Source organism: Kocuria nitroreducens, assembly GCF_042879195.1.
Lineage (GTDB): Bacteria > Actinomycetota > Actinomycetes > Actinomycetales > Micrococcaceae > Kocuria > Kocuria nitroreducens.
Genome location: NZ_JBHZTC010000015.1, coordinates 62,348 through 85,055, shown reverse-complemented (window position 1 = coordinate 85,055; position 22,708 = coordinate 62,348). Strand labels below are relative to the sequence as shown.

Annotated in this window: 26 protein-coding genes; 12 read left to right on the top strand and 14 right to left on the bottom strand. The window is 73.8% G+C overall.

The genetic code is table 11. The features are described from left to right. Positions 1 to 8: 8 nt before the first annotated feature. Genes ACFYE1_RS11815 through ACFYE1_RS11800 form a run of 4 tightly spaced genes read right to left on the bottom strand, consistent with a single transcriptional unit; the run spans position 9 to position 4,208 of the window. Entirely contained in the window at positions 9 to 1,103 is a 1,095-nt protein-coding gene (locus tag ACFYE1_RS11815; protein WP_387742957.1) for a zinc-dependent alcohol dehydrogenase, read from the bottom strand. Further along, positions 1,100 to 2,107, bottom strand: a complete 1,008-nt coding sequence (locus ACFYE1_RS11810) for a Gfo/Idh/MocA family protein (RefSeq protein WP_387742955.1) — start codon at positions 2,105 to 2,107, stop codon at positions 1,100 to 1,102. Before ACFYE1_RS11810 ends, ACFYE1_RS11815 begins: the two co-directional genes overlap by 4 nt. Beyond that, complete coding sequence (locus ACFYE1_RS11805) at positions 2,104 to 3,243, bottom strand: glycosyltransferase (protein ID WP_387742953.1); 1,140 nt, start codon at positions 3,241 to 3,243, stop codon at positions 2,104 to 2,106. The genes ACFYE1_RS11810 and ACFYE1_RS11805 overlap by 4 nt, the downstream gene beginning before the upstream one ends. Further along, on the bottom strand, positions 3,240 to 4,208 hold the full coding sequence (locus ACFYE1_RS11800; protein ID WP_387742951.1) for a glucosyl-3-phosphoglycerate synthase: 969 nt from the start codon (positions 4,206 to 4,208) through the stop codon (positions 3,240 to 3,242). The genes ACFYE1_RS11805 and ACFYE1_RS11800 overlap by 4 nt, the downstream gene beginning before the upstream one ends. A gap of 225 nt (positions 4,209 to 4,433) precedes the next feature. Between ACFYE1_RS11800 and ACFYE1_RS11795 the strand changes: the two genes are divergently transcribed. After that, positions 4,434 to 5,144 carry a histidine phosphatase family protein gene (locus tag ACFYE1_RS11795; protein ID WP_387742949.1) on the top strand — a complete coding sequence of 237 codons (711 nt, stop codon included), beginning with the start codon at positions 4,434 to 4,436 and terminating at the stop codon, positions 5,142 to 5,144. A gap of 94 nt (positions 5,145 to 5,238) precedes the next feature. Then, complete coding sequence (gene abc-f / locus ACFYE1_RS11790; RefSeq protein WP_387742947.1) at positions 5,239 to 6,837, top strand: ribosomal protection-like ABC-F family protein; 1,599 nt, start codon at positions 5,239 to 5,241, stop codon at positions 6,835 to 6,837. A gap of 26 nt (positions 6,838 to 6,863) precedes the next feature. Here the strand turns inward: abc-f and ACFYE1_RS11785 are convergent, their stop codons facing one another. Genes ACFYE1_RS11785 through ACFYE1_RS11775 form a run of 3 tightly spaced genes read right to left on the bottom strand, consistent with a single transcriptional unit; the run spans position 6,864 to position 8,661 of the window. Beyond that, positions 6,864 to 7,835 (bottom strand): SURF1 family cytochrome oxidase biogenesis protein, encoded by a 972-nt coding sequence (locus ACFYE1_RS11785; protein ID WP_387742945.1) that lies wholly within the window; start codon positions 7,833 to 7,835, stop codon positions 6,864 to 6,866. Then, positions 7,832 to 8,110, bottom strand: coding sequence for a hypothetical protein (locus tag ACFYE1_RS11780; protein WP_387742944.1), 279 nt, complete (start codon positions 8,108 to 8,110; stop codon positions 7,832 to 7,834). Before ACFYE1_RS11780 ends, ACFYE1_RS11785 begins: the two co-directional genes overlap by 4 nt. A gap of 56 nt (positions 8,111 to 8,166) precedes the next feature. Beyond that, complete coding sequence (locus tag ACFYE1_RS11775) at positions 8,167 to 8,661, bottom strand: DUF3099 domain-containing protein (RefSeq protein ID WP_387742942.1); 495 nt, start codon at positions 8,659 to 8,661, stop codon at positions 8,167 to 8,169. A gap of 176 nt (positions 8,662 to 8,837) precedes the next feature. Between ACFYE1_RS11775 and ACFYE1_RS11770 the strand changes: the two genes are divergently transcribed. The 6 genes from ACFYE1_RS11770 (at position 8,838) to ACFYE1_RS11745 (ending at position 13,631) form a co-directional block, all read left to right on the top strand. Next, a complete protein-coding gene (locus ACFYE1_RS11770) occupies positions 8,838 to 9,566 on the top strand; it encodes a beta-ketoacyl-ACP reductase (RefSeq protein WP_387742940.1) in 729 nt (242 codons plus the stop codon). 45 nt (positions 9,567 to 9,611) lie between these two features. Next, the gene (locus ACFYE1_RS11765) at positions 9,612 to 10,370 is read left to right on the top strand and encodes an SDR family oxidoreductase (protein ID WP_387742938.1); all 759 of its coding nucleotides are present in this window, start codon (positions 9,612 to 9,614) and stop codon (positions 10,368 to 10,370) included. A gap of 214 nt (positions 10,371 to 10,584) precedes the next feature. Then, positions 10,585 to 11,610 (top strand): ATP-binding cassette domain-containing protein, encoded by a 1,026-nt coding sequence (locus ACFYE1_RS11760; protein ID WP_387742936.1) that lies wholly within the window; start codon positions 10,585 to 10,587, stop codon positions 11,608 to 11,610. Next, on the top strand, positions 11,607 to 12,443 hold the full coding sequence (locus tag ACFYE1_RS11755) for an ABC transporter permease (protein WP_387742934.1): 837 nt from the start codon (positions 11,607 to 11,609) through the stop codon (positions 12,441 to 12,443). The genes ACFYE1_RS11760 and ACFYE1_RS11755 overlap by 4 nt, the downstream gene beginning before the upstream one ends. Before the next feature lie 2 nt (positions 12,444 to 12,445). Next, on the top strand, positions 12,446 to 12,961 hold the full coding sequence (locus ACFYE1_RS11750) for a methyltransferase domain-containing protein (protein WP_387742932.1): 516 nt from the start codon (positions 12,446 to 12,448) through the stop codon (positions 12,959 to 12,961). A 160-nt stretch (positions 12,962 to 13,121) separates the two neighbouring features. Beyond that, on the top strand, positions 13,122 to 13,631 hold the full coding sequence (locus tag ACFYE1_RS11745; protein ID WP_387742930.1) for an SRPBCC domain-containing protein: 510 nt from the start codon (positions 13,122 to 13,124) through the stop codon (positions 13,629 to 13,631). Positions 13,632 to 13,869: 238 nt separating this feature from the next. On the opposite strand, the gene ACFYE1_RS11740 is transcribed toward ACFYE1_RS11745, so the two are convergent. After that, complete coding sequence (locus ACFYE1_RS11740; RefSeq protein ID WP_387742928.1) at positions 13,870 to 14,286, bottom strand: VOC family protein; 417 nt, start codon at positions 14,284 to 14,286, stop codon at positions 13,870 to 13,872. 106 nt (positions 14,287 to 14,392) lie between these two features. Between ACFYE1_RS11740 and ACFYE1_RS11735 the strand changes: the two genes are divergently transcribed. Both ACFYE1_RS11735 and ACFYE1_RS11730 read left to right on the top strand, forming a co-directional pair. Continuing rightward, positions 14,393 to 14,947, top strand: coding sequence for a dihydrofolate reductase family protein (locus tag ACFYE1_RS11735; protein ID WP_387742927.1), 555 nt, complete (start codon positions 14,393 to 14,395; stop codon positions 14,945 to 14,947). A gap of 111 nt (positions 14,948 to 15,058) precedes the next feature. Beyond that, positions 15,059 to 16,483, top strand: coding sequence for an FAD-binding oxidoreductase (locus ACFYE1_RS11730; RefSeq protein ID WP_387742925.1), 1,425 nt, complete (start codon positions 15,059 to 15,061; stop codon positions 16,481 to 16,483). A 39-nt stretch (positions 16,484 to 16,522) separates the two neighbouring features. On the opposite strand, the gene ACFYE1_RS11725 is transcribed toward ACFYE1_RS11730, so the two are convergent. After that, positions 16,523 to 17,281: an amidohydrolase family protein gene (locus ACFYE1_RS11725; RefSeq protein WP_387742923.1), complete on the bottom strand. Its 759-nt coding sequence runs from the start codon at positions 17,279 to 17,281 to the stop codon at positions 16,523 to 16,525. Between the two features lie 184 nt (positions 17,282 to 17,465). Here ACFYE1_RS11725 and ACFYE1_RS11720 point away from each other — a divergent pair, with 184 nt between their 5' ends. Both ACFYE1_RS11720 and ACFYE1_RS11715 read left to right on the top strand, forming a co-directional pair. Next, complete coding sequence (locus ACFYE1_RS11720; RefSeq protein WP_387742921.1) at positions 17,466 to 17,876, top strand: hypothetical protein; 411 nt, start codon at positions 17,466 to 17,468, stop codon at positions 17,874 to 17,876. Positions 17,877 to 18,072: 196 nt separating this feature from the next. Beyond that, positions 18,073 to 18,267, top strand: coding sequence for a hypothetical protein (locus ACFYE1_RS11715; RefSeq protein ID WP_387742919.1), 195 nt, complete (start codon positions 18,073 to 18,075; stop codon positions 18,265 to 18,267). 232 nt (positions 18,268 to 18,499) lie between these two features. Here ACFYE1_RS11715 and ACFYE1_RS11710 read toward each other — a convergent pair whose 3' ends face one another. The 5 genes from ACFYE1_RS11710 to serB form a co-directional block, all read right to left on the bottom strand. Then, on the bottom strand, positions 18,500 to 18,760 hold the full coding sequence (locus ACFYE1_RS11710) for a hypothetical protein (protein ID WP_387742917.1): 261 nt from the start codon (positions 18,758 to 18,760) through the stop codon (positions 18,500 to 18,502). Positions 18,761 to 18,823: 63 nt separating this feature from the next. Continuing rightward, the gene (locus ACFYE1_RS11705) at positions 18,824 to 19,099 is read right to left on the bottom strand and encodes a helix-turn-helix domain-containing protein (RefSeq protein ID WP_387742915.1); all 276 of its coding nucleotides are present in this window, start codon (positions 19,097 to 19,099) and stop codon (positions 18,824 to 18,826) included. Positions 19,100 to 19,140: 41 nt separating this feature from the next. Then, a complete protein-coding gene (locus ACFYE1_RS11700) occupies positions 19,141 to 19,806 on the bottom strand; it encodes a response regulator (protein WP_387742913.1) in 666 nt (221 codons plus the stop codon). Continuing rightward, positions 19,803 to 21,614: a sensor histidine kinase gene (locus ACFYE1_RS11695; protein ID WP_387742911.1), complete on the bottom strand. Its 1,812-nt coding sequence runs from the start codon at positions 21,612 to 21,614 to the stop codon at positions 19,803 to 19,805. The genes ACFYE1_RS11700 and ACFYE1_RS11695 overlap by 4 nt, the downstream gene beginning before the upstream one ends. 121 nt (positions 21,615 to 21,735) lie before the next feature. Next, positions 21,736 to 22,665 (bottom strand): phosphoserine phosphatase SerB, encoded by a 930-nt coding sequence (serB, locus tag ACFYE1_RS11690; RefSeq protein WP_387742909.1) that lies wholly within the window; start codon positions 22,663 to 22,665, stop codon positions 21,736 to 21,738. Positions 22,666 to 22,708: the final 43 nt, after the last annotated feature.

The following is a 22,708-nucleotide window of genomic DNA, read 5'->3' as shown; positions in this document are numbered from 1 at the left end:
GGTCCCCGTCAGGCGCGGCCGTCCACCGCGAACACGGCGGTCAGGACGTGCCGGCGGCGGGCCGCGACGTCGTGCATCAGCGTGGGCGCGTCGTCGAAGGGGACGACGTCGCTGACCAGGTGCTCGCGGATCGCACCGGAGTGGGCGGCCAGCAGGCGGGTCGTCTCCGCGGAGAGCCGCGGCCGGTCCCAGGTGTGGGCGAGGCCGCGGGGGACCCGCCCGATCTGCGCGCACCGCAGGCTGAGCCCGTTGTGGTGGAACTCCTCGCCCAGCCGCACCGCGTCCGCGCCCGCCGTGTAGAACGCCAGGTCGATGACGCTGCCCTGCGGACGGACGGCGCGAAGCGCGGCGTGCAGCGCCGCGGGCTTGCCGCGGCACTGGAACACGACGTCCGCGCCGTGGTCGCCGGGCCCGTGCCGCCAGCGGGTCTTGAGCACCCGGCCGGGGTCGTCGTCGAGGTCCAGGGGAAAGAACCCCATCCGCTCGGCGAGCGCCCGGCGGCGTGGGTCGGAGTCGGCCACGGCGACCTCGCGCGCGCCGAGGACGCGGGCGAACAGGGCGGTCATCAGCCCCACCGGTCCGGCGCCGGTGACCAGCACGAGGCGCCCGGACACCCCGTCGCCGAGCTCGCGGACCGGTCCGGCGTCCGCCGCGGCGTGGAGCAGCCCGTTGGCGCAGATGGGGCCGAAGTGGGCCACGAAGACGCCGAGCAGGGGGTCCAGTTCGTCGGGGAGCGGCACCAGGTGCTCCGTGAGCGGATCGGCGACGTGCGCGGTGGCGTGGCCGTAGGCCGTGGCCAGCACGTCACCGGCCCGGAACGCCGGAGTGCGGGACTCGGCGACCCGGGCGACCTCCATGTAGCCCAGCCGGCGGACCGGGTAGCCCTGCTCCGCGGCCCCGGGCCGGAACAGCCCCAGCTCGGTGTCGTGCAGGGAGTGCAGCCCCGGGTGGTCGCCCTTGACGAAGGCCAGTTCCGTACCCGCGGACAGTCCGGTGACCAGCGTCTCCAGGAGCAGCCCACCCTCCGGGACCTCCGGCAGCTCCTCCTCCACGATCTCGATCCGGTTCCGGGCTGGGACGACGAGGTTGCGGCGCGCGCTCACCGCTGCCCCACCGGCCCCTTGCCGTCCGGACCCCGCTCCTCCAGGACCACGGGCCGCCCGGTCCGGGCCGAGTCGGCGATCGCGCACGCGAGCCGGTGGGTGCGAAGGGCCTCGCCGTAGGGCGCGCGCGTGGACTCGCGCTCGCCGCGCACCGCCTCCAGGAACTCCCGGTCCACGGTCACCCTCGGGTCCTCGGCGGGGGTGTGCTCGGAGCGGTCCTGGGCGCCGAAGGCGGTGAGGCCCTGCTCCGAAAGCTCCAGGTACAGCCCGCGGCTCACGGTGTGCAGGGCGGCCCGGTGCTTGGCCGCGAGCGCGGACGTCGCGGCGAGCGTGGCGACGGCCCCGGAGCGGAAGCGCACGGTGGCGGCGGTGGCGTCGTCGACGTCCCCGTAGTCCTGCGGGGCCCCGTCCGGGGCCTTGCGGATCCCGGCGGCGTACACCTCGACGGCCTCGCCCAGCAGGAACCGGGCGGTGTCCAGCACATGGGTGAGCTGCTCGACGATCTGACCGCCCGAGCGGTCCATGCGCCCCCACCAGGGCACGGGCGGGCGCTTGTCCAGCCAGTAGCCGTTCGCCAGCAGCGGGGGAGCATCGGCGAGCAGCTCACGGGCCAGCGCGGCCGTGTCGAGGCAGCGCCAGTGGTAGCCGGTCCCCGTGACCACCCCGGTATCCTCGACCCGCTGCCCGATCTGCTCGGCGATCTGCAGTCCGAGGCCGACGGGCTTCTCCACGAACAGCGCCTTGCCACGATCGAGCGCCGCGAGCTCGGCGGGTCCGTGGGCGAACGGCGGCACGCAGACGTAGACCGCGTCGGCCTCCACGGCGTCGAGGGCCTGGGCGGGGTCGGTGAACGCCGGGACGTCGAGCTCGGCCGCCAGGGCGGTGGCGGCGGGCAGATGCGCGTCCGTCACGCTGACCACCCGTGCCGTGCCGAGTCCGTGCAGCACGTCGACGTGGCGCCGGGCCACGGAGCCGGCCCCGACGAGGGCGATCTTCAGCGTCATGCGGGATTCTCCTCGAGCAGCCGGTCGTACAGGTCCAGATAGCGCCGGGCCATCCCGGCCGGCGTCCACTGCTCGGCGGCGTCCCGGCAGGCCTGCGGGTCGATCGTGTCCAGCGCCTGCAGGTGCCGGGCCAGCTCGTCCTCCGTGGCGGCCAGGAAGCCGGTGCGGCCGTGCTCCACCAGGGAGGGCAGCACCCCCCGCGGCGTCCCGACGACGGGCACCCCCCGGGACAGCGCCTCGACTACTCCGGTGGCGCCCGGTTCCGCCCAGCGGATGGGCGTCAGCAGGGCCCGGGCCGAGCGCAGCAGCCGCTCCTTGTCCTCGCCGGCCACCCCGCCCACCCAGGTCACCGAGGTCCCGTCGACCAGGGGCCGGACCTCGTCGAGCCAGTACCGGACGTCGGGGTGGGTGTGCAGCGACTCGTCGCCGTCGGCGAGCCGTCGCTCCAGCTCCTCGGGGTCGTCGATGCCGGCCACGGGGCCCGCCAGCACCAGCGGGATCCCCGCCCGCCGGCAGACCCGGACCGCCATGTCCTGTGCCTTGTCGGCGGTGATCCGGGCCAGCACCAGCGCGTGCTCGCCGCGCGGGGCATCGATGTCGATCCCCGGTGGCGCGGCCAGCGGGACGACGCCCAGCGTCTGCCGCCGCAGGTTGGCCGGCGCCCGCGCGAGCTGCGACTCGGAGACCGCGGCGAAGCGCACCCGCCCCCGGCCGTCGAACGCCGAGTAGAACTCGGCGTGCTTGCGCAGGTCCCAGTGCAGGGTCTGCAGCACCGGCGGGGCCGCTGCGCCCATCGCGCCCAGCACCGACGGGCCCACGACCTCCAGGTGGTCGTGGACGAGGTCCCACCGTCCCGGCTCCCGCAGGGCGTCCACGAGGCCCTGCATGTGGGCGTGAGCGAGGCCCGAGACCCGGTTGTAGGGCATGGCGATGGAGCGGAAGGCGGGCTCCTCCAGGGGGCGGAGGTAGTCATCGGCCTCCAGGGTGCTGGGGCCCACGGTCGCGAGCGTGACGTGGACTCCCGCCCGGCGCAGCTCCGGGACCAGGGTGGCGACCACCGTCTCGATCCCGCCGTACCCGGACGGGGGGACCGGCAGCCAGGGACCCGCGTTGACGAGCACCCGCAGACGGCTCATGCGGCGCGGCCCGCCGGGACCGCCGTGTACTCGGGGATCTCCGCCATGGGCGGGCGCTCCTGGACGCTGATCTCGTGGGTCTCGTCGAGGAAGCGGTCCCCCTGGCGCAGGAACTGCGTCAGGGACCCGCCGCTCTGGCCCACGGGTCCCTCACAGCGCAGCCGCGCCTGGACGGTCAGCTGGATCTGGGCCGCCATGCGGGCCAGCGCGGCGTCCGCGGAGTTGCGGTGCGAGCGCACCCCCAGGTCCACCTGCGCCATGGCGTCGAGACCGACCGCCTCCAGGACGTCGATCAGCATCGCGATCTCCACGCCGTAGCCGGAGACGAAGGGCACCCGTTCCAGCAGCGCACGGCGGCCGGCGTACTCCCCGGCCAGGGGCTGGACCAGGCCGGCCAGCTGCGGCCAGAACAGGTTCAGCAGCGGGCGCGCCACGAGCTCGGTGACCCGCCCGCCGCCCGCGGGCAGGACGGTGACGCCGTCGTGCAGAGGACGGTCGTAGCAGCTCTTGACGAACTGCACCCCGGGCTCGGTGAGCAGCGGCCCCAGCAGGCCCACCGCGAACCGGGCGTCGAACTCGCGCAGGTCCGCGTCGATGAACGCGAGCACGTCGCCGGAGGTCACGGCCAGCGACTTCCACAGGGCCTCGCCCTTGCCGGGGATGTTGCCGTGGGCGGGCAGGATCTCGTCCTGGCGGTGGACCCGGGCCCCGGCGGCCGCGGCGACCGCCCCGGTGCCGTCGGTCGAGTCCGAGTCGATGACGACCAGCTCGTCGATCAGCGGGACGGCGTCCATCAGCTCCCGCCGGAGCGCGGAGACGATGGTCCCCACGGTGCTCGCCTCGTTGCGGGCGGGCAGCACCACGCTGACCGTGGTGGCGCCCTTCCGCTCCACCAGCTGCTCGGAGGACCACTGTCGGCCGTTGTAGGTGCGGGTGGCGAACCACTCCCGGACGTCCTGTCGCATCGCACTCGCTTCCGACGGTGGTGGGCAGTCGTGGAACACTGGCTGATCCGAGCCGGACACTACAGAGCGATTCCCCGCTGCGGAAGACGTCGGGAGAGGACGTGGGCCATTGTGTCGTGCCGGGCGCCCGGCACGACGCGCCCGCGGTACCCGGCCGCAGGCGTGGCCTGCGCCATCATGGGTACGAGCCGGGCCCCGCCCCGGAGCCCGTGACGAGAGGTGACGATGAACGCGCCGAGAACGACCCCCGGACCGGACAGGCGCCGCCTGGTGCTGTGGCGGCACGGGAGGACCTCCTGGAACGTCCAGGACCGGGCCCAGGGGCAGGCCGACATCCCCCTCGACCCCGTGGGCCGGCGCCAGGCCCGTCGGGCCGCCCCCGCACTGGCCTCCTTCGAGCCCGCCTTCGTCTGGTCCAGCGACCTGGACCGGGCACGCTCCACGGCCCGGGAACTGGCCGTGCTGACCGGGCTCGAGGTGCACCTCGACGCCAGGCTGCGCGAGTACGACGTGGGCATCCGCCAGGGGACCACCTTCGCGGAGTTCCGCCGCAGCCACCCCGAGGTCTACGAGCGGTTCTTCGCCGAGGAGAACTACCGGGTGCCGGGCGCCGAGCTGCCCTCGGAGGTCGACGAGCGGATGACCGCGGTGCTGGCCGACGCGGCCGCGGCCCTCGGGGAGGGGGGCACGGGCGTGCTCGTCGGCCACGGCGCGGCGCTGCGCAGCGGTCTGCTCGCCTTCTTCGACGCCCCGCCCCGGATGCGCGAGATGTTCGCCGGGATGGCCAACTGCGCGTGGACGGTCCTGGAGGAGCACCCGCAGCGCGGCTGGCAGATCGTCGACTACAACGCCCGCACCCTGCCGGGCGCCTCCTCGGCGCTCGCCGACGAGATGCCCCCGCACCACGTGAGCAAGGACGCGCCCGCGCGTCCCTGATCGGGGTGCCGCAGGCGGAGGGGAACCGGTAGAATGGTGCGGTTGCCCGATCGGGCGCACGCCTCCCCGCACTCCCTTCCGAAAGGTCTCCTCCGTGATCACTGTCCAGAACCTCGAACTGCGTGCCGGTGCCCGGCTGCTCATGGACGAGGTCAGCTTCCGCGTGGACAGGGGGGACAAGATCGGTCTGGTCGGGCGCAACGGTGCCGGCAAGACGACGATGACCAAGGTTCTCGCGGGGGAGACCCTGCCCGCGGGCGGGACGGTGACGCGCACCGGGGCCATCGGCTACCTCCCGCAGGACCCGAAGGTCGAGGACATGGACCAGCTGGCCCGCGACCGGATCCTCTCCGCCCGCAACCTCGCGGGCGTCGTCGCCCGCCTGCGCCAGGCCGAGCAGGACATGGCCTCCGAGGAGGACGCCGTGCGCAACAAGGCCATGCGCGGCTACGACCGGCTCGAGTCGGAGTTCCTCTCCGGCGGCGGATACGCCGCGGAGTCCGAGGCCGCCACGATCACGTCCAACCTGGACCTGCCCGAGCGCATCCTCGACCAGCCGCTGCGCACCCTCTCGGGCGGCCAGCGCCGCCGCGTGGAGCTGGCCCGCATCCTGTTCTCGGACGCCGACATCATGCTCCTCGACGAGCCCACCAACCACCTGGACGCCGATTCCGTGGTGTGGCTGCGGGACTTCCTGAAGAACTTCCAGGGCGGGCTGCTGGTGATCAGCCACGACGTGGAGCTGATGGAGATGGTGGTCAACAAGGTCCTGTACCTGGACGCCAACCGCTGCGTCATCGACCTGTACAACATGGGCTGGAAGAACTACCTGCTCCAGCGCGAGCAGGACGCCCACCGCCGGAAGCGCGAGTACGCCAACGCGGAGAAGAAGGCCACCGCGCTGATGGACCAGGCCAACAAGATGCGCGCCAAGGCCAGCAAGGCCGTGGCCGCCCAGCAGATGATCAAGCGCGCCGAGCGGCTGATGAACGGCCTCGAGGGCGAGCGCCAGGCGGACAAGGTCGCGAACATCCGCTTCCCCAAGCCCGCCGACTGCGGCAAGACCCCGTTGACCGCCCGGGACCTGTCCAAGTCCTACGGTTCGCTCGAGATCTTCAACGACGTGGACCTGGCCATCGACCGGGGCTCCCGGGTGGTCATCCTCGGCTTCAACGGCGCCGGCAAGACCACGCTGCTGAGGATGCTGGCGGGCGAGGCCGAGCCGGACACCGGTGAGGTGGTCCCGGGGCACGGTCTCAAGCTCGGCTACTTCGCCCAGGAGCACGACACCCTGGATCCGGACCGGACGGTCCTGGAGAACATGCGCTCCGCCGCCCCCGACCTCGCCGACACGGAGGTCCGCAACGTCCTGGGCTCGTTCCTCTTCCAGGGCGACGACGTGTCCAAGCCGGCCGGGGTGCTCTCCGGCGGCGAGAAGACCCGCCTGGCGCTGGCGACCCTCGTGGCCTCGTCCGCCAACGTGCTGCTGCTCGACGAGCCGACGAACAACCTGGACCCGGCCTCCCGCCGGGAGATCCTCAACGCGCTGCGCACCTACGAGGGCGCGGTCGTGCTCGTCTCCCACGACGAGGGCGCGGTCGAGGCCCTGGACCCCGAGCGCGTGGTGATCCTGCCCGACGGCACCGAGGACCTGTGGAGCCAGGAGTACCAGGACCTCATCTCCCTCGCCTGAGCGTCCCGGCCCCGTGCGGGCGGGAGCTACCGGCTCTGGCGCTCGAGGGCGTCCAGCACCGCGTCCTCTTCGTCCTCCCCCGTGGGGCGGGAGCGCCGGCGCTGCGGCCTGGGCCGCATGAGCGATCTGAGGTGGGCCGGCATGTCGTCGGCCATCTCCAGCTGGCGGACGACGAGCTCCTCGTCGCCCTCGCCGATGTAGGTGCCGTCCTCGTCGTAGAACCGTGCGAGCCGGCGCTCCATCTCCTCGGCGAACTGGCGGTCCCACGCGTCGTTGCGGGCCTGCTGGCGGGCGGCGTAGCCGTAGGCCACGAAGAACAGGGCCGCGAACGCGTACCACTGCAGCGAGTAGGACAGGTGCGGCCCGGAGTCCGTCTCCGGCTCCGGGGACGGTGCGGGGGCCACCGAGGGCGCCGGGTCCTCGCCGAAGACCTCGCCGTAGGCCGCCGTCCCGATCGGCCGGTCCCAGCGCTCGCGCAGCTCTTCGAGGTTGATCGAAGCGATCTGCCCCTCGGGGGCCCCGCGGCTGACGTCCGGCTCCCCGGGCTGGAGCCGGGCGGTGACCGTGACCTGCCCGGCGGGCGGGGCGGGCACCTCGTCCGGCATCCCGTTGGCGGCCTCGCCGGTGGGGATCCAGCCGCGGTCGAAGACCACGACGTCCCCGCCCTGCGTGCGGAACGGGACGAGGACCTCGTAGCCGACGCGTCCGTTCTGCGGCCGGTTGCGGACCAGCACCTGGTCCTCCGGCAGGTAGCGGCCGGTCAGCTGCACGGGGTGCCAGGTGAGCCGCTCGTCGTGGGCGGCGAACTGCTCGGCCGCCTGCGCCCCGGTCAGGGGTTCGGCGCGGTAGTTCTGCGTGATCTTGGCGTTCTCGCCCTCGAGGTGGTCGTTGCGGTCCATCTGCCACCCGCCCAGGTACACCGAGACCACGGCGGCGGCGCAGGCGAGGAGGAAGAAGCCGAGCCACTTGCCGCTGAGCAGGAAGCGGTAGTCGTTCATCCCCCGTGCTCCTGCGCGGGGCCGGCGTCGGCCAAGGAGACGGTGTCCTTCCAGAAGCCGCGGGAGCCGAGGAACTGCTCGAGGTCGCCGCGGTGCTCCGGGCACGCGAGCCACGTCTTGCGGCGCTCCGGGTGGTGGATGCGCGGGTTGTTCCAGCGGATCTGCCACGCGGCGTCCGCCCGGCAGCCCTTGCGGGAGCACTGCGGGGTGTCAGGCCCGGCCGGGGGAGCGTCGGCGCCTCGCGGGGACAGCGATCCGAGCAGGTCGAACTCCACGGCGGTCGTGCTCCTCTGGGTCTTGGGTCGGGTCCCCGGGGCGGCCCGCGTCGGGCTCAGGCTGCTCCGCGGCGCCGGGTGGTGTCGTCCTCGACAGTAGCGGAGGAAGCCGGGTCCCCGCTGGGAGCGGCCCTGCTCCCGGAGCGCGCCGGACCGGTGCCGTCCTCCCCGTGGCCGGCGACGAACTCGCCCTCGAGCACGAAGCCGATCGCCAGGGGCGCGGCCGGCGGTGCCGGCTCGGGCGCAGCGGCCAGCGCCGGCGCGGCGGGCGGCTCGTAGTAGTGGCTCGTCCGGGTGGAGCGGTCGTTGCTGTTGGCCAGCAGCACCGCCATCCACGGCAGCACGGCAACGCCCAGGATCGCGACACCTCGGACCCAGATGTTGTCGACCGCGACGAACACGATGAGGCACACGATGCGCAGGCCCATCTGGATGCTGTAGACCTTCATCCGGTGGCCCATGTCCTGGGTGTGCGGCTCGGCCGTGGCCGTGATGGAGTGGACGTCGTCCTGGCCGGCGGTCTCGCCGGTGGTGAGATAGCGGTTGCTCATGGTCCTCCCAACAGACACTTCATTGTCTCACCGGGGTCCGACAACGAGAAGGCGGTCCCCGGGCGACTACCGGCCGGTCACCGGCCCCGACCGGTACCATTGGGGGGATTTCCCCGCGGGCCCGCGTCCACTCCGCAGTGCGGGACCGCGATCCTCGACCGAAAGGCCCCCTTCCCATGGCAGACGAGCAGCGCAGCCCGGCCCCCCGCACCGTCCTCGTGACCGGCGGCAACCGCGGGATCGGCCGGGCCATCGCGCAGGCCTTCCAGGACCACGGCGACAACGTGGCGGTGACCTACCGCTCCGGCGAGGCGCCCGAGGGCTTCTTCGCGGTGCAGGCCGACGTCACCGACTCCGCCTCGATCGACACCGCGTACCAGGCTGTCGAGGCCGAGTTCGGTCCGGTCGAGGTGGTCGTGGCCAACGCCGGGATCACCCGGGACACCCTGCTGCTGCGGATGAAGGAGCAGGACTTCCAGGACGTCGTGGACACCAACCTCACCGGCGCGTTCCGGGTGGTGCAGCGCGCCGCCAAGGGGTTCATGCGCCTCAAGCGCGGGCGCGTGGTCCTCATCTCCTCCGTGGTCGGGCTCTACGGCTCGCCCGGGCAGGTCAACTACGCCGCGTCCAAGGCCGGCCTGGTCGGCATCGCCCGTTCCATCACCCGTGAGCTGGGCGGGCGCAACGTGACCGCCAACGTCGTCGCCCCCGGGTTCATCAACACCGAGATGACCGCGGCGCTGCCCGAGGACACCCAGAAGAACTACCTCGCCTCCATCCCGGCCGGCCGGTTCGCCGAGCCGGAGGAGGTCGCCGCCGTCGTGCGCTGGATCGCCTCCGACGAGGCGAAGTACATCTCCGGCGCCGTCATCCCCGTGGACGGCGGCCTCGGCATGGGCCACTGAGCCCTGCCACCCCACGATCCCCGCACGTTCCACCGAAGGAGCACCATGAGTTCACTTGCAGGCAAGACCGCGGTCGTCACCGGGTCCTCGCGCGGCGTCGGCGCCGACACCGCCAGGCTGCTGGCCGGGGAGGGCGCCAACGTCGTCGTCAACTACCGGCAGAAGGCGCCCCGCGCCAACAAGGTCGTCAAGGAGATCGAGGCGGCCGGCGGGAAGGCCATCGCCGTGCAGGCCGACATGACCGAGCCCGAGGACGTCCGCGCCCTGTTCGCCCGCGCCGTGGAGGCCTTCGGCGGGGTGGACGTGCTCGTGCTCAACGCCTCCGGCGGCATGGAGACGGACCTCGGCGAGGACTACGCGCTCAAGCTCAACCGGGACGCCCAGGACGACACCCTCACCGCGGCCCTCGAGCACCTGCCCGAGGGCGGGCGCGTGGTCTTCGTGACCAGCCACCAGGCGCACTTCATCCACGACGTCGCGACCATGCCGGAGTACGTGGAGGTCGCGAAGTCCAAGCGCGCCGGTGAGGACACCCTCACCGCCCGCGTCCCGGAGCTGACCGAGAAGGGCATCACGTTCGTGGTGGTCTCCGGCGACATGATCGAGGGCACCGTGACCGCGACCCTGCTCAACCGGGCCCGCCCGGGCGCGCTCGAGGAGCGCCGTGAGGCCGCCGGCAAGCTCTACTCCGTGCAGGAGTTCGCGGAGGAGATCGCCCGGATGGTCACCGCGGACGTCCCCACCGGGCACGTCGAGCTCGTCGGCGGCGCCGACGACTTCCTGGCGAAGGCCGGCCGCCGGTAGCCCTGCCGGGAGCCTTCCCGGCGCGACGAAGTGACGGCGGAGCGCCGCCCGGAGACGTTCCGGGCGGCGCTCCGCCGTCCTCGGGCCGGGGACGGGTGAGCTGTCCGGGGAGGATGAGATGCTTCTCGGGTCGCCGATCGGACGGCCGGGTCCCGAGCACAGCACGGGGCCGGGAGGGAACAGGGGCGGGCGCGCCCCGGGACGGAGCTCCACCATGACGGGTCCACTCATCGAGGTCGACGGGCTGACCAAGACCTACCGGTCCCGCTCGCGCACGGTCCACGCCCTGGCCGGCCTCGACCTGTCCGTGCCGGAGGGGATCGTCAAGGGCCTGCTGGGCCCGAACGGGGCGGGCAAGACCACCGTGGTGAAGGTGCTCACCACCCTCATCGCCCCGGACGCCGGAACGGCGCGGATCGACGGGGTCGACGTGGTCGCCGAGCCCGCCCGGATCCGGCGGATGATCGGTGCCTCGGGCCAGTACGCCGCGGTCGACGAGAACCTCACCGGCACCGAGAACCTGCGCATGGTCGGCCGGCTCTACCACCTGGGCGGGGCGGCCGCCCGCCGCCGGGCCGCAGAGCTGCTGGAGCTGTTCGACCTCGAGGAGGCCGGGGACCGCCCGGTGAAGGGGTACTCGGGCGGCATGCGGCGCCGCCTCGATCTCGCCGGGGCGCTGGTCATCCGGCCCCGCGTCCTGTTCCTGGACGAGCCGACCACCGGCCTGGACCCGCGCAGCCGCATCGGACTGTGGGACGTGATCCGCTCGCTCGTCCAGGACGGCACCACGGTGCTGCTCACCACCCAGTACCTGGAGGAGGCCGACCAGCTCGCCGACGAGATCTCCGTGATCGACGACGGCAGCGTCATCGCGGCGGGCACTCCCGACGAGCTGAAGACACGCCTCGGCGGGCACCGGGTCGTCGTCGTGCTGCAGGACGGGACCGACGCCGCGCGGGCCTCAGACGTGCTCGCCCGGCACGGGGAGGGCGCCCCCACGCTCGACGAGCAGGGGCGAGAGCTCCAGGTCCCGGTCCGGGAGGGCCCGCAGGCCCTCCAGCGCATCCTCGCGGACCTCGACGCCCAGGGCGTGGGCCTGCACGACGCCGGGATGCGCCGCCCCACCCTCGACGACGTGTTCCTCTCGCTCACCGGGCACACCACCGCCCACGCCGCCGGCACCGGCGACGAGGCTCCCGGCAACGCCGTGACCGCGACCGGAGGAGGGCAGCACCGATGAGCACCCGCGCCCTGCCCGGATCGGCCAGTCCCGGCGCCACCCTCAGCACCTGGGCCGCCGACGGCTGGACGGTCACCCAGCGCAACCTCATCAAGCTGCGGCGCTCACCGGACATGCTCGTGTTCGCCGTGCTCCAGCCCGTCATGTTCGTCCTGCTGTTCAGCCAGGTCTACGCCGGGTCGATCCGCGTGGAGGGCACCGACTACACCCAGTACCTGATGGCAGGGATCTTCGGGCAGACCGTGCTCTTCGGCTCCACGTTCTCCGGGGCCGGCATGGCCCAGGACCTCAAGGAGGGGATCGTGGACCGGTTCCGGACCCTGCCGATGAGTCCGTCGGCCGTGCTGATCGGGCGCACCAACAGCGACCTGGTGCTCAACGCCGTGTCCATGGTCATCATGATCGGCACGGGTTTCGTGGTCGGGTGGCGGTTCACCACGTCGTTCGGGTCCTTCCTCGCCGGGATCGCCCTGCTGCTGCTGTTCAGCTACGCGTTCAGCTGGGTCATGGCGCTCGTGGGCATGAGCGTGCGCAGCCCCGAGACCGTCAATAACGCCTCGTTCATCATCCTGTTCCCGCTGACGTTCATCTCCAATGCGTTCGTGCAGTCCCAGAACCTCCCGGGCCCGCTCGAGGCCTTCGCCAACTGGAATCCCGTCTCCGCGCTCGTGCAGGCCGCCCGCCAGCTGTTCGGCAACACCGGGTCCGCCCCCGTGCCGGACGTGTGGCCCATGCAGCACCCGGTCCTGACCGTGGTGGCCGGCAGCCTGCTGCTGCTCGTGGTCTTCGTGCCGCTGTGCCTGCGCAAGTTCGCCACGGTCAGCTCGCGGTGACCGTGGCACGGCGTCCGGTGCCGGAGCGCAACCGGTGGGCCGTGGAGCAGCTCGACCTCCGCCCGGCCTCCCGGGTGCTGGAGTTCGGCTGCGGTGGCGGCGCGGCGGCGCAGCTCGTCCTCGGCCGGCTCCCCTGCGGGCCGGTGCTGGCGATCGACCGTTCGGCCGCCGCCGTGGCCCGGGCCGTGGACCGCAACCGCGCAGCCGTGGACGCCGGGGTGCTCACGGTGCGGCAGGTCGCGCTCGCCGACCTCGACGTCGCGGCCGGGTCCTTCGACGTCGCGTTCGGCGTGGACGTCAACCTCTTCTGGACGACCTCCGCGGACACGGAACTGGCCGTGCTGCGGCACGCGCTGGTCCCGGGCGGCACCCTGCTCGTCGCGTACGGACCCGGTCCGCGCCCGGACCGCCGGGCCGCCCTGCTGGAGCGGGTGCGCGGGGCCGTGGCCGCCCACGGGTTCGTCGGCGCCGTGGTGCTGGAGGAGGGCCGGGGGAGCGGCGTGCGGGCGCGAGCGTGAGCTCCACGGCGCCGGTCCGTGCCCGAGGAGACGAGAAAACGTCCGCAATGTGACGTCGCCCGTGCGCCGCGGGTGCTAATGATGGACCACACGGTGCGGGGCCGTCCGCGCCTCGGCCAGGAGCACCTCCGCGCGGCGCGGAGCCGAGCGAGGAGCCACCATGACCCCACGGCCCACAGGACGTCTCGACCCCAGCGGTCACCTCGTCCTCACCCGCACCCTCCGCACCTCGGCCGAGGAGGTCTGGGCGGCGCTGACGGACTCGGACCGGCTCGGCCGGTGGTACGGGACGTGGAGCGGGGACCCGGCCTCCGGGCGCGTCGAGCTGCTGATGACCGCCGAGGACTGGGACCAGCCCGAGCCCCTGCTGATCCGTCGGTGCGATCCGCCGCGGCACCTGGCGCTCACGCTGGGCACGGCCGCCGACGCCTGGCGCGTGGACCTCGACGTCGAGGACTACGGCGGGACGACGGTCCTGCAGCTCACCCACCGATATCCCGATCCCGACGAGGTGGAGTCGGTCGGGCCCGGCTGGGAGTACTACCTGGACCGGTTCGTCGCCGCCGAGACCGGCGGGGACCCGGACGCCGCCGACTTCGCGCGGGACTACCACCCCGCGATGTCCGGGCACTACCGGCCGCTCGCCGAGCAGCTCCGGGCCCGGGACTGACCCCGGGCGGAGGGTCCTCGGCGTGCCCGGGCACCGCCCGCACCGGGAAGCCGTCGAGCGAGTGGGGGACGCGCCACCGCACGATGCCGACGGCTGCCTCCTGCGGCCCGTCGGGCGGCCCTCACCCGGGGTTCGGGTGCTCGCTCCGGAGGAGGTTGCCGCACGCACGCGTCGTCGAAGACGCGGGTGTGCGATCCGCAGGGGACGCCCCGCCTCGGATCGGGTGGCGCGGGGCGCCTCAGGAGGCGGCGTCGCCGACGCTGAGCATCCAGTGGATGCCGAACCGGTCGGTGCACATCCCGAACAGTCCGCCCCAGGGCGCCTCCTCGAGCGGCATCGTGACGGTCCCGCCCGCCCCCAGCTCCTCCCACCAGCCGCGCATCAGGGCCTCGTCGTCGCCGCTCACGGAGACCGAGACGTTGTCCCCGACGGCGAGGTCCATGCTGTTCGGGGTGTCGGAGGCCATCAGCACCATGCCGGTGGCCGTGGTGAGCATCGAGTGCATCACCTTGTCCTGCTCCGCGGGGTCGTCGCTGGCCCCGTACTCGCTGAACCGGCTGATCGACAGCTCCCCGCCGAACACGGATCGGTAGAACGTCATCGCCTCCTCGGCGGTGTCCCGGAAGGAGAAGTAGGGATTGAGCAGCATGGGCATGGCCGGGCCTCCGCGTCGATCGGTCGATGCCCCCATCATGACGCCGTCCGGGGGGCGGGGGAAGCACCCCTGGGAAGCCGCCGGCCGGGTGCGTAACCTGGTGCGCATGAGCAGAACGCAGTACTACGTGGCGGCCAGCGCCGACGGGTACATCGCCGACCGGGAGAACCACCTCGACTGGTTGCTGCAGTACGGCTTCGAGGCGTACCAGGAGCACTACGACGCCTTCCTGGCCGACGTCGGGGCGCTCGCGATGGGCGCGAGCACGTACGAGTTCGTCCTCGACCAGGGGGACTGGGCCTACGGCGACCTGCCGGTGTGGGTGTTCACCCACCGCGAGCTGCCGCGTCCGGAGGGGGCGAACCCGCAGTTCGTCAGCGGTCCCGCCACGCTGCACGCCGAGGCCCTGGTGGCGTCCGCGGGCGGGCGGAACCTGTGGGTGGTGGGCGGCGGGCAGCTCGCGGCCCAGTTCGCGGACGCCGGTCTGCTCGACGAGCTGTGGCTGACCTACATGCCGATCGTCCTGGGCGGTGGGCATCCCGTCCTGCCGACCGCGGCGGCGCGCGACCTGCGGCTCCAGCGCACCACCCACTTCGAGGGCGGCGCCGTGGAGCTGCGCTACGTCCTGCAGGGCCCGGACCGGCAGGTGTGGCCGGAGTAGCCTCCCTCCGTTGTCGGGCCGGGGGCCGGGGACTACACTTCCTGCCACGCCCTCGGCGGCCGCTCGGCCGCTCCACCGGGGCCCGAGCGCCCCTCGTCGCAGGACCTCGCCATGAGCATCCACCGTCCCGTCACCGGTGACCGTGCGACCGATCGGGCCCTCCACGACCTCGCGGAACGCCTCACCGGCGCCCTGATCGGCCCGCACGAGCCCGACTACGACGACGCACGGCGGGTCTGGAACGGCATGGTCGACGTCCGCCCGCGCGCCCTCGTCCGTGCCGGCTCCGTGGCCGACGTCGACCTCGTCCTGGCGACCGCCCGCAGCACGGGCGTGCCGCTCGCCGTGCGCGGCGGCGGGCACAGCATCGCCGGTCACAGCACGGTCGCGGACGGCCTCGTCCTGGACCTCGGCGGTCTGACCGGCGTCGCCCTCGACCCGGCGTCGCGCCTCGTGACCGCCCAGCCGGGGGCCACCCTCGCCCACGTGGACCGGGCGACGGCCCCGCACGGCCTCGCCGTTCCGCTCGGGGTGGTCGGCGGCACCGGCGTCGCCGGGCTCACCCTCGGCGGCGGCATCGGATGGCTGACCCGCACCCACGGCCTGACCATCGACAACCTGGTCTCCGCGGAGGTGGTGACCGCCGCGGGGGAGCACCTGCACGCCGACGAGGCGGAGCACCCCGAACTCTTCTGGGGACTGCGCGGCGGAGGCGGGAACTTCGGCGTGGTCACCTCTTTCAGCTACCGGGCCCACCCGCTGGCATCCCCCGTCCTGGTGGGCGGCCTGGTCTACCGCCGCCCGCGGTGGGAGCACGCGCTCGCGGCCTTCGAGGCTTGGGCGCGGGAGCTCCCGGACGAGATGAACACCATCGTGTCCTTCGTGGTCCTCCCACCGGAGTACGGGCTCGGGACCGAGGTGCTCATGACCGTCGGGCTCGCCTGGGCCTCGCCGCAGCACGGAGCCGGGCTCGAGCTCGTCGGCCGGTTGCGCGCGGCGGCGCCGCCCGACCTCGAGACCGTGGGCCCGGCGCCCTGGACCGTGTGGCAGACCGCGAAGGACCCGGTCTTCCCGGCCGGTTCCCGGGGCTACTGGAAGAACGTGGCGTTCAGCCGCCTGGACGAGGAGGTCGTCTCCGTGCTCGTGGCCGTGGCCTCCGAGATCACCTGGGTCGGCAGCGGCATCAACCTGCACTACCTCCGGGGCGCCTTCGGCCGGGTGCCCGAGGACGCCACGGCCTGGCCCAGCCGCGCTGCCCGGTTCTGGCTGAACATCTTCGGGTTCTGGCGCGACCCGGCCGACGACGTCCGGCTCGCGGCGTACGCCCGGACGGTGCACGCGGCCCTGGAACCCTTCGCGGAGCAGGGCCGGTACGTCAACTTCCTTGGGGCGGAGACCGGCGGCGACCCGGTGGCGGCCGCGCGACAGGCCTACGGGCGCGACAAGCACGAGCGGCTGGTCGAGCTCAAGAACCGCTTCGACCCGGAGAACATGTTCCGCGGCAATCACAACATCGTCCCGACGGCGCCCCGCTGACACCGGCGCGGTCCAGGACCCGGGCGGGGGCCGGGCCGGTCAGGGCGCGGCGGCCGGGCGCGGCAGCCCGTACCAGGCCTCCGCGTTGTCGTGCAGCACGGCCGCCGCGGCGTCGGTGCCCAGGGCCTCGGCGACCAGGGCGACGTCCGCGCTCCGGAACGGGCGCTCCGCCCGGGTGCTCGGCAGATCGGTGCCGAACAGCAGCGCGGTCGGGTTCACGGCGTGGATCCGGCGTAGCGCGTCCCGCACGTCGAGGTCGACGCGGCCGAACCCCGTGGCCTTGGCCCTCACGCCGTGCCCGACGAGCTCGAGCAGCCGTGGCAGGCCGGCCGCGCTCATGCCGAGATGGTCGACGACGGCCCTCGGCAGCCGCCGCAGCACGGGGGCGAGGTGCTCCAGCGCGGCGGCGTCCAGGTAGAACTCGGCGTGCCACCCGGCGAGGTCGTGCACCCGCCGGGCGAGCCGCTCGATCCCGGCAGGGTCCGCGTCCGCGCCGCGGCGGAGGGTGAAGCGCACCGCCCGCACCCCGGCCCCGTGCAGCTCGCGCACCTGCTCGTCGGCGACGGTGGGCGGCAGCTGGGTCACACCGACGAAACCCGGGCCGAGCTCCGCCAGCGCCGCGCGCAGGTAGCCCTGGTCGTGGCCCTGGAAGGAGCCGCTCACCACCGCCCCGCCCACCACGCCCAGCCCCCGGACCCGCCGTCGGTAGTCCTCGACCGTGAACCGCGGCGGCACGTACCCCTGGTTCGGCACCAGCGGGAACCGCGGGTCGACCACGTGCAGGTGGGCGTCGATCATGGCGTCATTCTGCCCGATGCCGCTCGTGTCCCCGCCGCCGGTGCTTCCGGTGCCGCTCGTCCTGCTGCCGGCGTGCCGGCCGGCGCCGCTCTGCCCTCCGGGCGGGGCGTTCGGGCGAGCGTCCCGCGGCGACACGAAGGTGGCCCCCAGCACCGGTGCGTGCGCACACATAAGCTACTCGTCGATGACCACCACCGCCCGGACCCCCGACCACGCGCTCCAGGCCGCCGAGGAGGCGCTCGAGCGTGCCCGGCGCAGCTACGCCCGGAAGCTGCTGCGCCTGGTGGCGGCCGAGCTGACCCACCGGCACCCCGAGGCGGTACGGCTGGACGTGCTCACCCGCGACGGCGACCGGGAGTTCTTCGTCGACGCCCTGCGCGACGCCGACGGCGAGTACGTCTGGGGCGAACCCGACCGGGTCGTCGTGGTGCGCGAGACGGCCGACGACGAGCTCGGCGGCACCGTCACCGTCGCCGCACGGGACGTGCGCGAGCTCGTGGGCCGCGCCCTGGACGCCTACGACGGACCGCTGGAGGGGCTGCTGCGCCACGACGAGGAGCGCGACACCTACTGGCTGGACCTCGCCCGCCCCTGACCGCCCCGGCCCGCCCCGTCCGGGCTGGCGCCGGGGGGCGGCGACCGGCTCGGGTGCCCACCCGGGCAGGTGCCGCCGGAGCCACAGCGTCATCCACAGCTTGAGCCGCATCTCGTCCCGGCCGGGGACGTCGACCACCAGCGCGGTCGGCCCGTACCGGTGGACCGACACGACTCCGCCCCGGTCGACGAGCTCGGTGACCAGCCGCTCCACCAGGGCGGGGTGCCGGTCCACGATGTCCGCGCGCAGCCCCACGTCGAAGCAGTCCAGCTCGGCGACCACGCTCACCATCGGCCCCGCGGACGACTCCGGACCGTCGCCGCCCAGCGCGGAGATCGTCCGCCGGGCGTGGGCGAGCATCTCCGCACCGTCCATCGGGTCGCGGCCGTGAGCGGACTGGTAGGCGCTGCAGAGCGGCAGGGCCGGGAGGAAGATCTGGTGGTGGTCCGTGGCGAGCACCGGGTAGTTGAGCAGCGGGTGGTCGCTGATGCGGTGCTCCCTGATCCGCCAGCGGGCGCCGGGCACCGCTGCGACAATCACCTCGGCGAGGTAGCTCACGAACCCGTCGGACAGCGCCAGCGTCCGGGCGGCGGGTGCGGGTCCACGAGCCTGCCGTGCCGGGCCTAGCTGGGCCAGGAGTCGCGGGTCGGGTCCTTCTCCAGCGTCTCGCGGGCGACGCCGAGCTCGGCGCAGCGGCAGGCGATCCGATCCCACACCGGCGCGACCGCGTCCAGCGTGCCGTCCAGCAGGGTGGCTGCGGTGCCGCCGTGCTCGGTCAGCGCCGTCCGCAGCAGCTGCAGCGCCGTGACGCGTTCGGCGACGAAGCCCTGCAGCGCCTCGCCCGCCCGCTGCGGGGTCATCCACTCGGAGAGCGTTGTGGCCATGGGGACGACACGACGCCCGGACCGTCCGGCGCCGGAGGACGCCGCCGACCGGGGCCTGGCGGGTCACTCCTCGAAGGGGGGCCACAGGCTGGTCCCCAGACGGACCTCCAGACGGGCGATCGTGTACCCGTCCGGCCAGACGTGTCCGTCCAGGATCCGGGACAGCGCGGTGTGGTCGACACCGGTGAGCGCCCCGAGCTCGCGCAGCGTCCGGGACCCCACGGCCGCCCTCAGGTTCAGGGCGAAGAGCCTCGCCCGCTCCGCCACCGGGTCGCCGCAGATCTCGTCCGGCCACGAGACACAGTGGTCCTGTGGTTCCGGTCGTACCCTGCTGGCCATGGCGAGCAGTCTAGGGACCGCTCCTGAGCATGAACTTGGCGTCAGGGTGCGGCCGGCCCGTAGCGGTGCTCGGGGCGCCCGGTGCTCCCGTAGCGCAGCTGGATCTCGACCGATCCGTCCTCGGCCAGTGCGGAGAGGTAGCGCTGGGCCGTGGCCCGGGAGACACCGACCTTGCGGGCGATCTCCGCGGCCGACAGGGCCACCCCGGCCTCCAGTGCCGCCAGGACCGAGGCCTCCGTCGCGGACCGGGTGCGCTCGCCGGAGGACGCGGCCTCGCCCGGGTGCAGGGCGTGCAGTGCGCGGTCCACGGTCTCCTGCGTCAGCGCGTCCCGGTCGGCGAGGAGCCGGCGGTACCGGGCGTAGGCCCGCAGGGTCTGCGCCAGCCGCTCGTTGGGGAACGGCTTGATGAGGTAGGCGAGCGCGCCGCGGCGGACGGCGGTCCGCACGGAGGCCGGGTCGGCCGCCGCGGTGAGCATGATGACGTCCACGTCGAGGACGCGCAGCAGGTCCAGTCCGAGCGCGTCGGGCAGATAGACGTCCAGCAGCACGAGGTCGGGCTGGTGGGCGTGGACGGTGCGCATCGCCTGCTCGGCGGTGCCCACGGGGGTCAGCGCCGTGAAGCCCGGCACGGCGTGCACGAAGCCGGCGTGCAGCCGTCCCACGTGGAAGTCGTCGTCCACCACGAGGACCACCAGGTCGTCGCTCATCCTGCACCTCCTGCTCTGTCGGCGGACCGGTCGTCGCGGACGTCGGCCCTGGGTCCGGGATCGCGGACCACGGTACCGGGCAGTCGCGCGCAGAAGACCGCTCCCGGCCCGCCGGGGCGTCCGGGGTCGGCGACCCACACGTCCCCGCCGCGCCGGCGTGCCAGCTCACGGCTCAGGGACAGGCCGAAGCCCTGGCCGTGGACGTCGGGCAGCGCGTCGTACGGCGTTCCGAGGCCGTTCCCGGATCCGCCGAGGACGGCGGTGGACGGTCCGGCGGTGGACCAGCCCTGGGCGAAGATCGGCTCGGGGTCCTCCACGGGGAGCCCATCGCCGGAGTCGGCCACGACGAGGTGCAGGGTGCCCTCCCCGCCGGTCCAGTCGTCGAGCAGCTCGACCTCGATCCACCGGTCCTGCGCAACGCCCTGGACGGCGGCACGGACGGCGTTGTCCACGAGGCTGCCGATCACGGTGGTGACGTCCTGCGGGTCCGTGATCCGGCCGCGGACCAGGGTGTCCGCACCGACGCGCAGGCTCACGCCGCGCTCGGCGGCCTCGACGCTCTTGGCTCCCAGGAACGCCTGCAGGTAGGGGTCCCGCAGCAGTTCGGCCCGTTCGGCCGGGTAGGTCAGGGGCCCGGTCTCGGTCACTTCGGAGACGTATCGGCGGGCCTCCTCGGCGTCGCCGATCGCGAGCAGCCCCGAGATGGTGTGCAGGCGGTTGGCGAACTCGTGGCGCTGGGCGCGCAGGGCGGTGCTGAGGGCGCCGACGGCGTCGAGCTGCCGGGTCAGGGACTGCAGCTCGGTGCGGTCCCGGATCAGCACCACCCAGCCCAGGGGCGGCAGTCCCGGTCGGGCCGGGCGGACGGCGCGGGCGGAGACGATGAGCACGTACCGGCCGACGACCTGCTCTACGGCCGGGGACGCGGGCGTCGCCGCGGCGAGCAGGGCTGGGAAGGACGCCGGCAGGCCGGCCTCGGCGAGGGGGGTCCCCACGAGCCGGGAGGGCTCCGCCACGCCCAGCAGGCGTCCCGCCTCGGCGTTGACCACCGTGATGCGGTGCTCGGGCGAGACGCCGATCACGCCTTCGTCGACCCCGCGCAGCACGGCCTCCTGGTCCTGGGCGAGCCCGACGATCTCCTCCGGCTCCAGCCCGAGGGTGAGTCGCTTGAGGCGGCGGGCGATCGCCGCGGAGGCGGCCGCGCCGAGACCCAGGGCGCCGACGGCGGTGGCCGCCACGGGGGTGATGTCCTCCTCCAGCGTGGCGAGCACGTCCGCGCGGGAGATCCCCACGCTCACCGCGCCCACCACGGCGGCGTCCGTTCCGGGGGCGTACACGGGGACCTTCGCGCGGGCGGAGTGCCCGAGCGTGCCGCGCTCCTGGCTCGTGACCTCCTGTCCGGCCAGAGCCTCGGTGGGATCCGTGCTGACGGGCCGGCCCAGCTGCTCGGGGTTGGGGTGGGAGAGCCGGAGACCGGCGTCATCGGTGATCACCACGAACAGGGACCCCGTGCGGCCGCGGACGTCCTCGGCAGCGAGCTGCAGGGCGCCCCGGGACAGCACGTCCGGGTCGAGCTCCCCGGGACCGGCCCCGACCAGTTCCGCCACGCCCGCGCGGACGTCGTCGTCGGCGGCCACGGACCGGGCGATGGACAGCGCCCGCTGCTCGGCGTCGCGGCCCAGCCGCTCGTAGGTCAGCCAGGCGTAGACCCCGCCGCAGAGGAGGACGACGGCCGCGACCACCGTCAGGTGCAGCAGCATCATCCGGACCAGGAAGCCGGGGCGCTGCCGGGGCGCACCGGGTGCCGTCACTGTCTCTCCTCGTGGCCGGGCGTGGTCTCGTGCTCGACCCTTTCGCGTGGTGCAGCCCACTCTACGGCCAGGTGGCACCCCAGGGGCGTCCGACCGGGGCGGCGCCGGCGGGGGCAGGCGGTCAGAGCTCGGCGAAGAAGCGGACCGCATCCAGGTTCGGCAGGTTGATCTGGGCGTCGGCGGCCGCGCGCGGGGCGGGCTTGGCGTTGTAGGCCACGCCGAGCCCGGCGGCCGTGAGCATGTCGATGTCGTTGGCGCCGTCGCCCACGGCGATGACGTCCTCGGCGGCGACGCCCAGTTCCTCGGCCCAGGTCCGCAGGCACCGCTCCTTGACGGTGCAGTCCACGACCTCGCCGAGCACCCTGCCGGTGAGCCTCCCGTCGACGACCTCGAGGGTGTTGGCGGCGTGCCGGGTGAGCCGCAGCTGCTCGGCGAGCGGGGTGAGGATCCCCAGGAAGCCCCCGGAGACCGCCGCCACGGCGTGCCCCTCCCTGAGGAAGGCCTTGACGAGCACGTCCGCGCCGGGGGAGAGCCGCACGGCGGCCCGGACCTCGTCGATCACGGACGCGGGCAGCCCCGCGAGGGCCTCGACCCGTGCGTGCAGGGACTGGGCGAAGTCCAGCTCCCCGCGCATGGCCGCCTCCGTCACGGCGGCGACCTCGGCCTCGCGTCCCGCGTGGGCGGCGAGCATGTCGACGACCTCCTGCTGGATGAGGGTGGAGTCGACGTCCATGACGAGCAGCTTCTTGTGCCTCGGGTCGAACAGGGTGGTCGGGATCACGTTGACGTCCACGCCCGGCAGCATCTGGGTCAGCGGGTCGGGGCGCAGGGCGGCCAGCAGGGCGGTCGCGTCGGTGCCGTGCACGAGCGCGGTGAAGGCGTTGTAGCCGGGGACCTCCGAGTCCGGGCCGGCGGAGCCGGGGCCGGTCACCCGCACGGTGGAGAAGCGCTCGACCTCGGCGCCGGCGTCCTGCACCAGGGCGAGGATGCGCTCACGGGCCTCCGGGTCCGGATTCTGGGCAAACGCGATCACGGCGAGGTCGGTGGTCATGCGGCCAGTGTATCCGTGCCCACGGTCGCACCCGTCCGGTGCC

What these genes read in the sequence shown, in the direction of transcription:
- ACFYE1_RS11810 (WP_387742955.1), bottom strand. Translation starts at nt 2,107, where the DNA reads ATGACGCTGAAGATCGCCCTCGTCGGGGCCGGCTCCGTGGCCCGGCGC.
- ACFYE1_RS11805 (WP_387742953.1), bottom strand. Translation starts at nt 3,243, where the DNA reads ATGAGCCGTCTGCGGGTGCTCGTCAACGCGGGTCCCTGGCTGCCGGTC.
- ACFYE1_RS11800 (WP_387742951.1), bottom strand. Translation starts at nt 4,208, where the DNA reads ATGCGACAGGACGTCCGGGAGTGGTTCGCCACCCGCACCTACAACGGC.
- ACFYE1_RS11795 (WP_387742949.1), top strand. Translation starts at nt 4,434, where the DNA reads ATGAACGCGCCGAGAACGACCCCCGGACCGGACAGGCGCCGCCTGGTG.
- ACFYE1_RS11785 (WP_387742945.1), bottom strand. Translation starts at nt 7,835, where the DNA reads ATGAACGACTACCGCTTCCTGCTCAGCGGCAAGTGGCTCGGCTTCTTC.
- ACFYE1_RS11775 (WP_387742942.1), bottom strand. Translation starts at nt 8,661, where the DNA reads ATGAGCAACCGCTATCTCACCACCGGCGAGACCGCCGGCCAGGACGAC.
- ACFYE1_RS11770 (WP_387742940.1), top strand. Translation starts at nt 8,838, where the DNA reads ATGGCAGACGAGCAGCGCAGCCCGGCCCCCCGCACCGTCCTCGTGACC.
- ACFYE1_RS11765 (WP_387742938.1), top strand. Translation starts at nt 9,612, where the DNA reads ATGAGTTCACTTGCAGGCAAGACCGCGGTCGTCACCGGGTCCTCGCGC.
- ACFYE1_RS11760 (WP_387742936.1), top strand. Translation starts at nt 10,585, where the DNA reads ATGACGGGTCCACTCATCGAGGTCGACGGGCTGACCAAGACCTACCGG.
- ACFYE1_RS11755 (WP_387742934.1), top strand. Translation starts at nt 11,607, where the DNA reads ATGAGCACCCGCGCCCTGCCCGGATCGGCCAGTCCCGGCGCCACCCTC.
- ACFYE1_RS11745 (WP_387742930.1), top strand. Translation starts at nt 13,122, where the DNA reads ATGACCCCACGGCCCACAGGACGTCTCGACCCCAGCGGTCACCTCGTC.
- ACFYE1_RS11740 (WP_387742928.1), bottom strand. Translation starts at nt 14,286, where the DNA reads ATGCCCATGCTGCTCAATCCCTACTTCTCCTTCCGGGACACCGCCGAG.
- ACFYE1_RS11735 (WP_387742927.1), top strand. Translation starts at nt 14,393, where the DNA reads ATGAGCAGAACGCAGTACTACGTGGCGGCCAGCGCCGACGGGTACATC.
- ACFYE1_RS11730 (WP_387742925.1), top strand. Translation starts at nt 15,059, where the DNA reads ATGAGCATCCACCGTCCCGTCACCGGTGACCGTGCGACCGATCGGGCC.
- ACFYE1_RS11725 (WP_387742923.1), bottom strand. Translation starts at nt 17,281, where the DNA reads ATGATCGACGCCCACCTGCACGTGGTCGACCCGCGGTTCCCGCTGGTG.
- ACFYE1_RS11720 (WP_387742921.1), top strand. Translation starts at nt 17,466, where the DNA reads ATGACCACCACCGCCCGGACCCCCGACCACGCGCTCCAGGCCGCCGAG.
- ACFYE1_RS11710 (WP_387742917.1), bottom strand. Translation starts at nt 18,760, where the DNA reads ATGGCCACAACGCTCTCCGAGTGGATGACCCCGCAGCGGGCGGGCGAG.
- ACFYE1_RS11705 (WP_387742915.1), bottom strand. Translation starts at nt 19,099, where the DNA reads ATGGCCAGCAGGGTACGACCGGAACCACAGGACCACTGTGTCTCGTGG.
- ACFYE1_RS11700 (WP_387742913.1), bottom strand. Translation starts at nt 19,806, where the DNA reads ATGAGCGACGACCTGGTGGTCCTCGTGGTGGACGACGACTTCCACGTG.
- serB (WP_387742909.1), bottom strand. Translation starts at nt 22,665, where the DNA reads ATGACCACCGACCTCGCCGTGATCGCGTTTGCCCAGAATCCGGACCCG.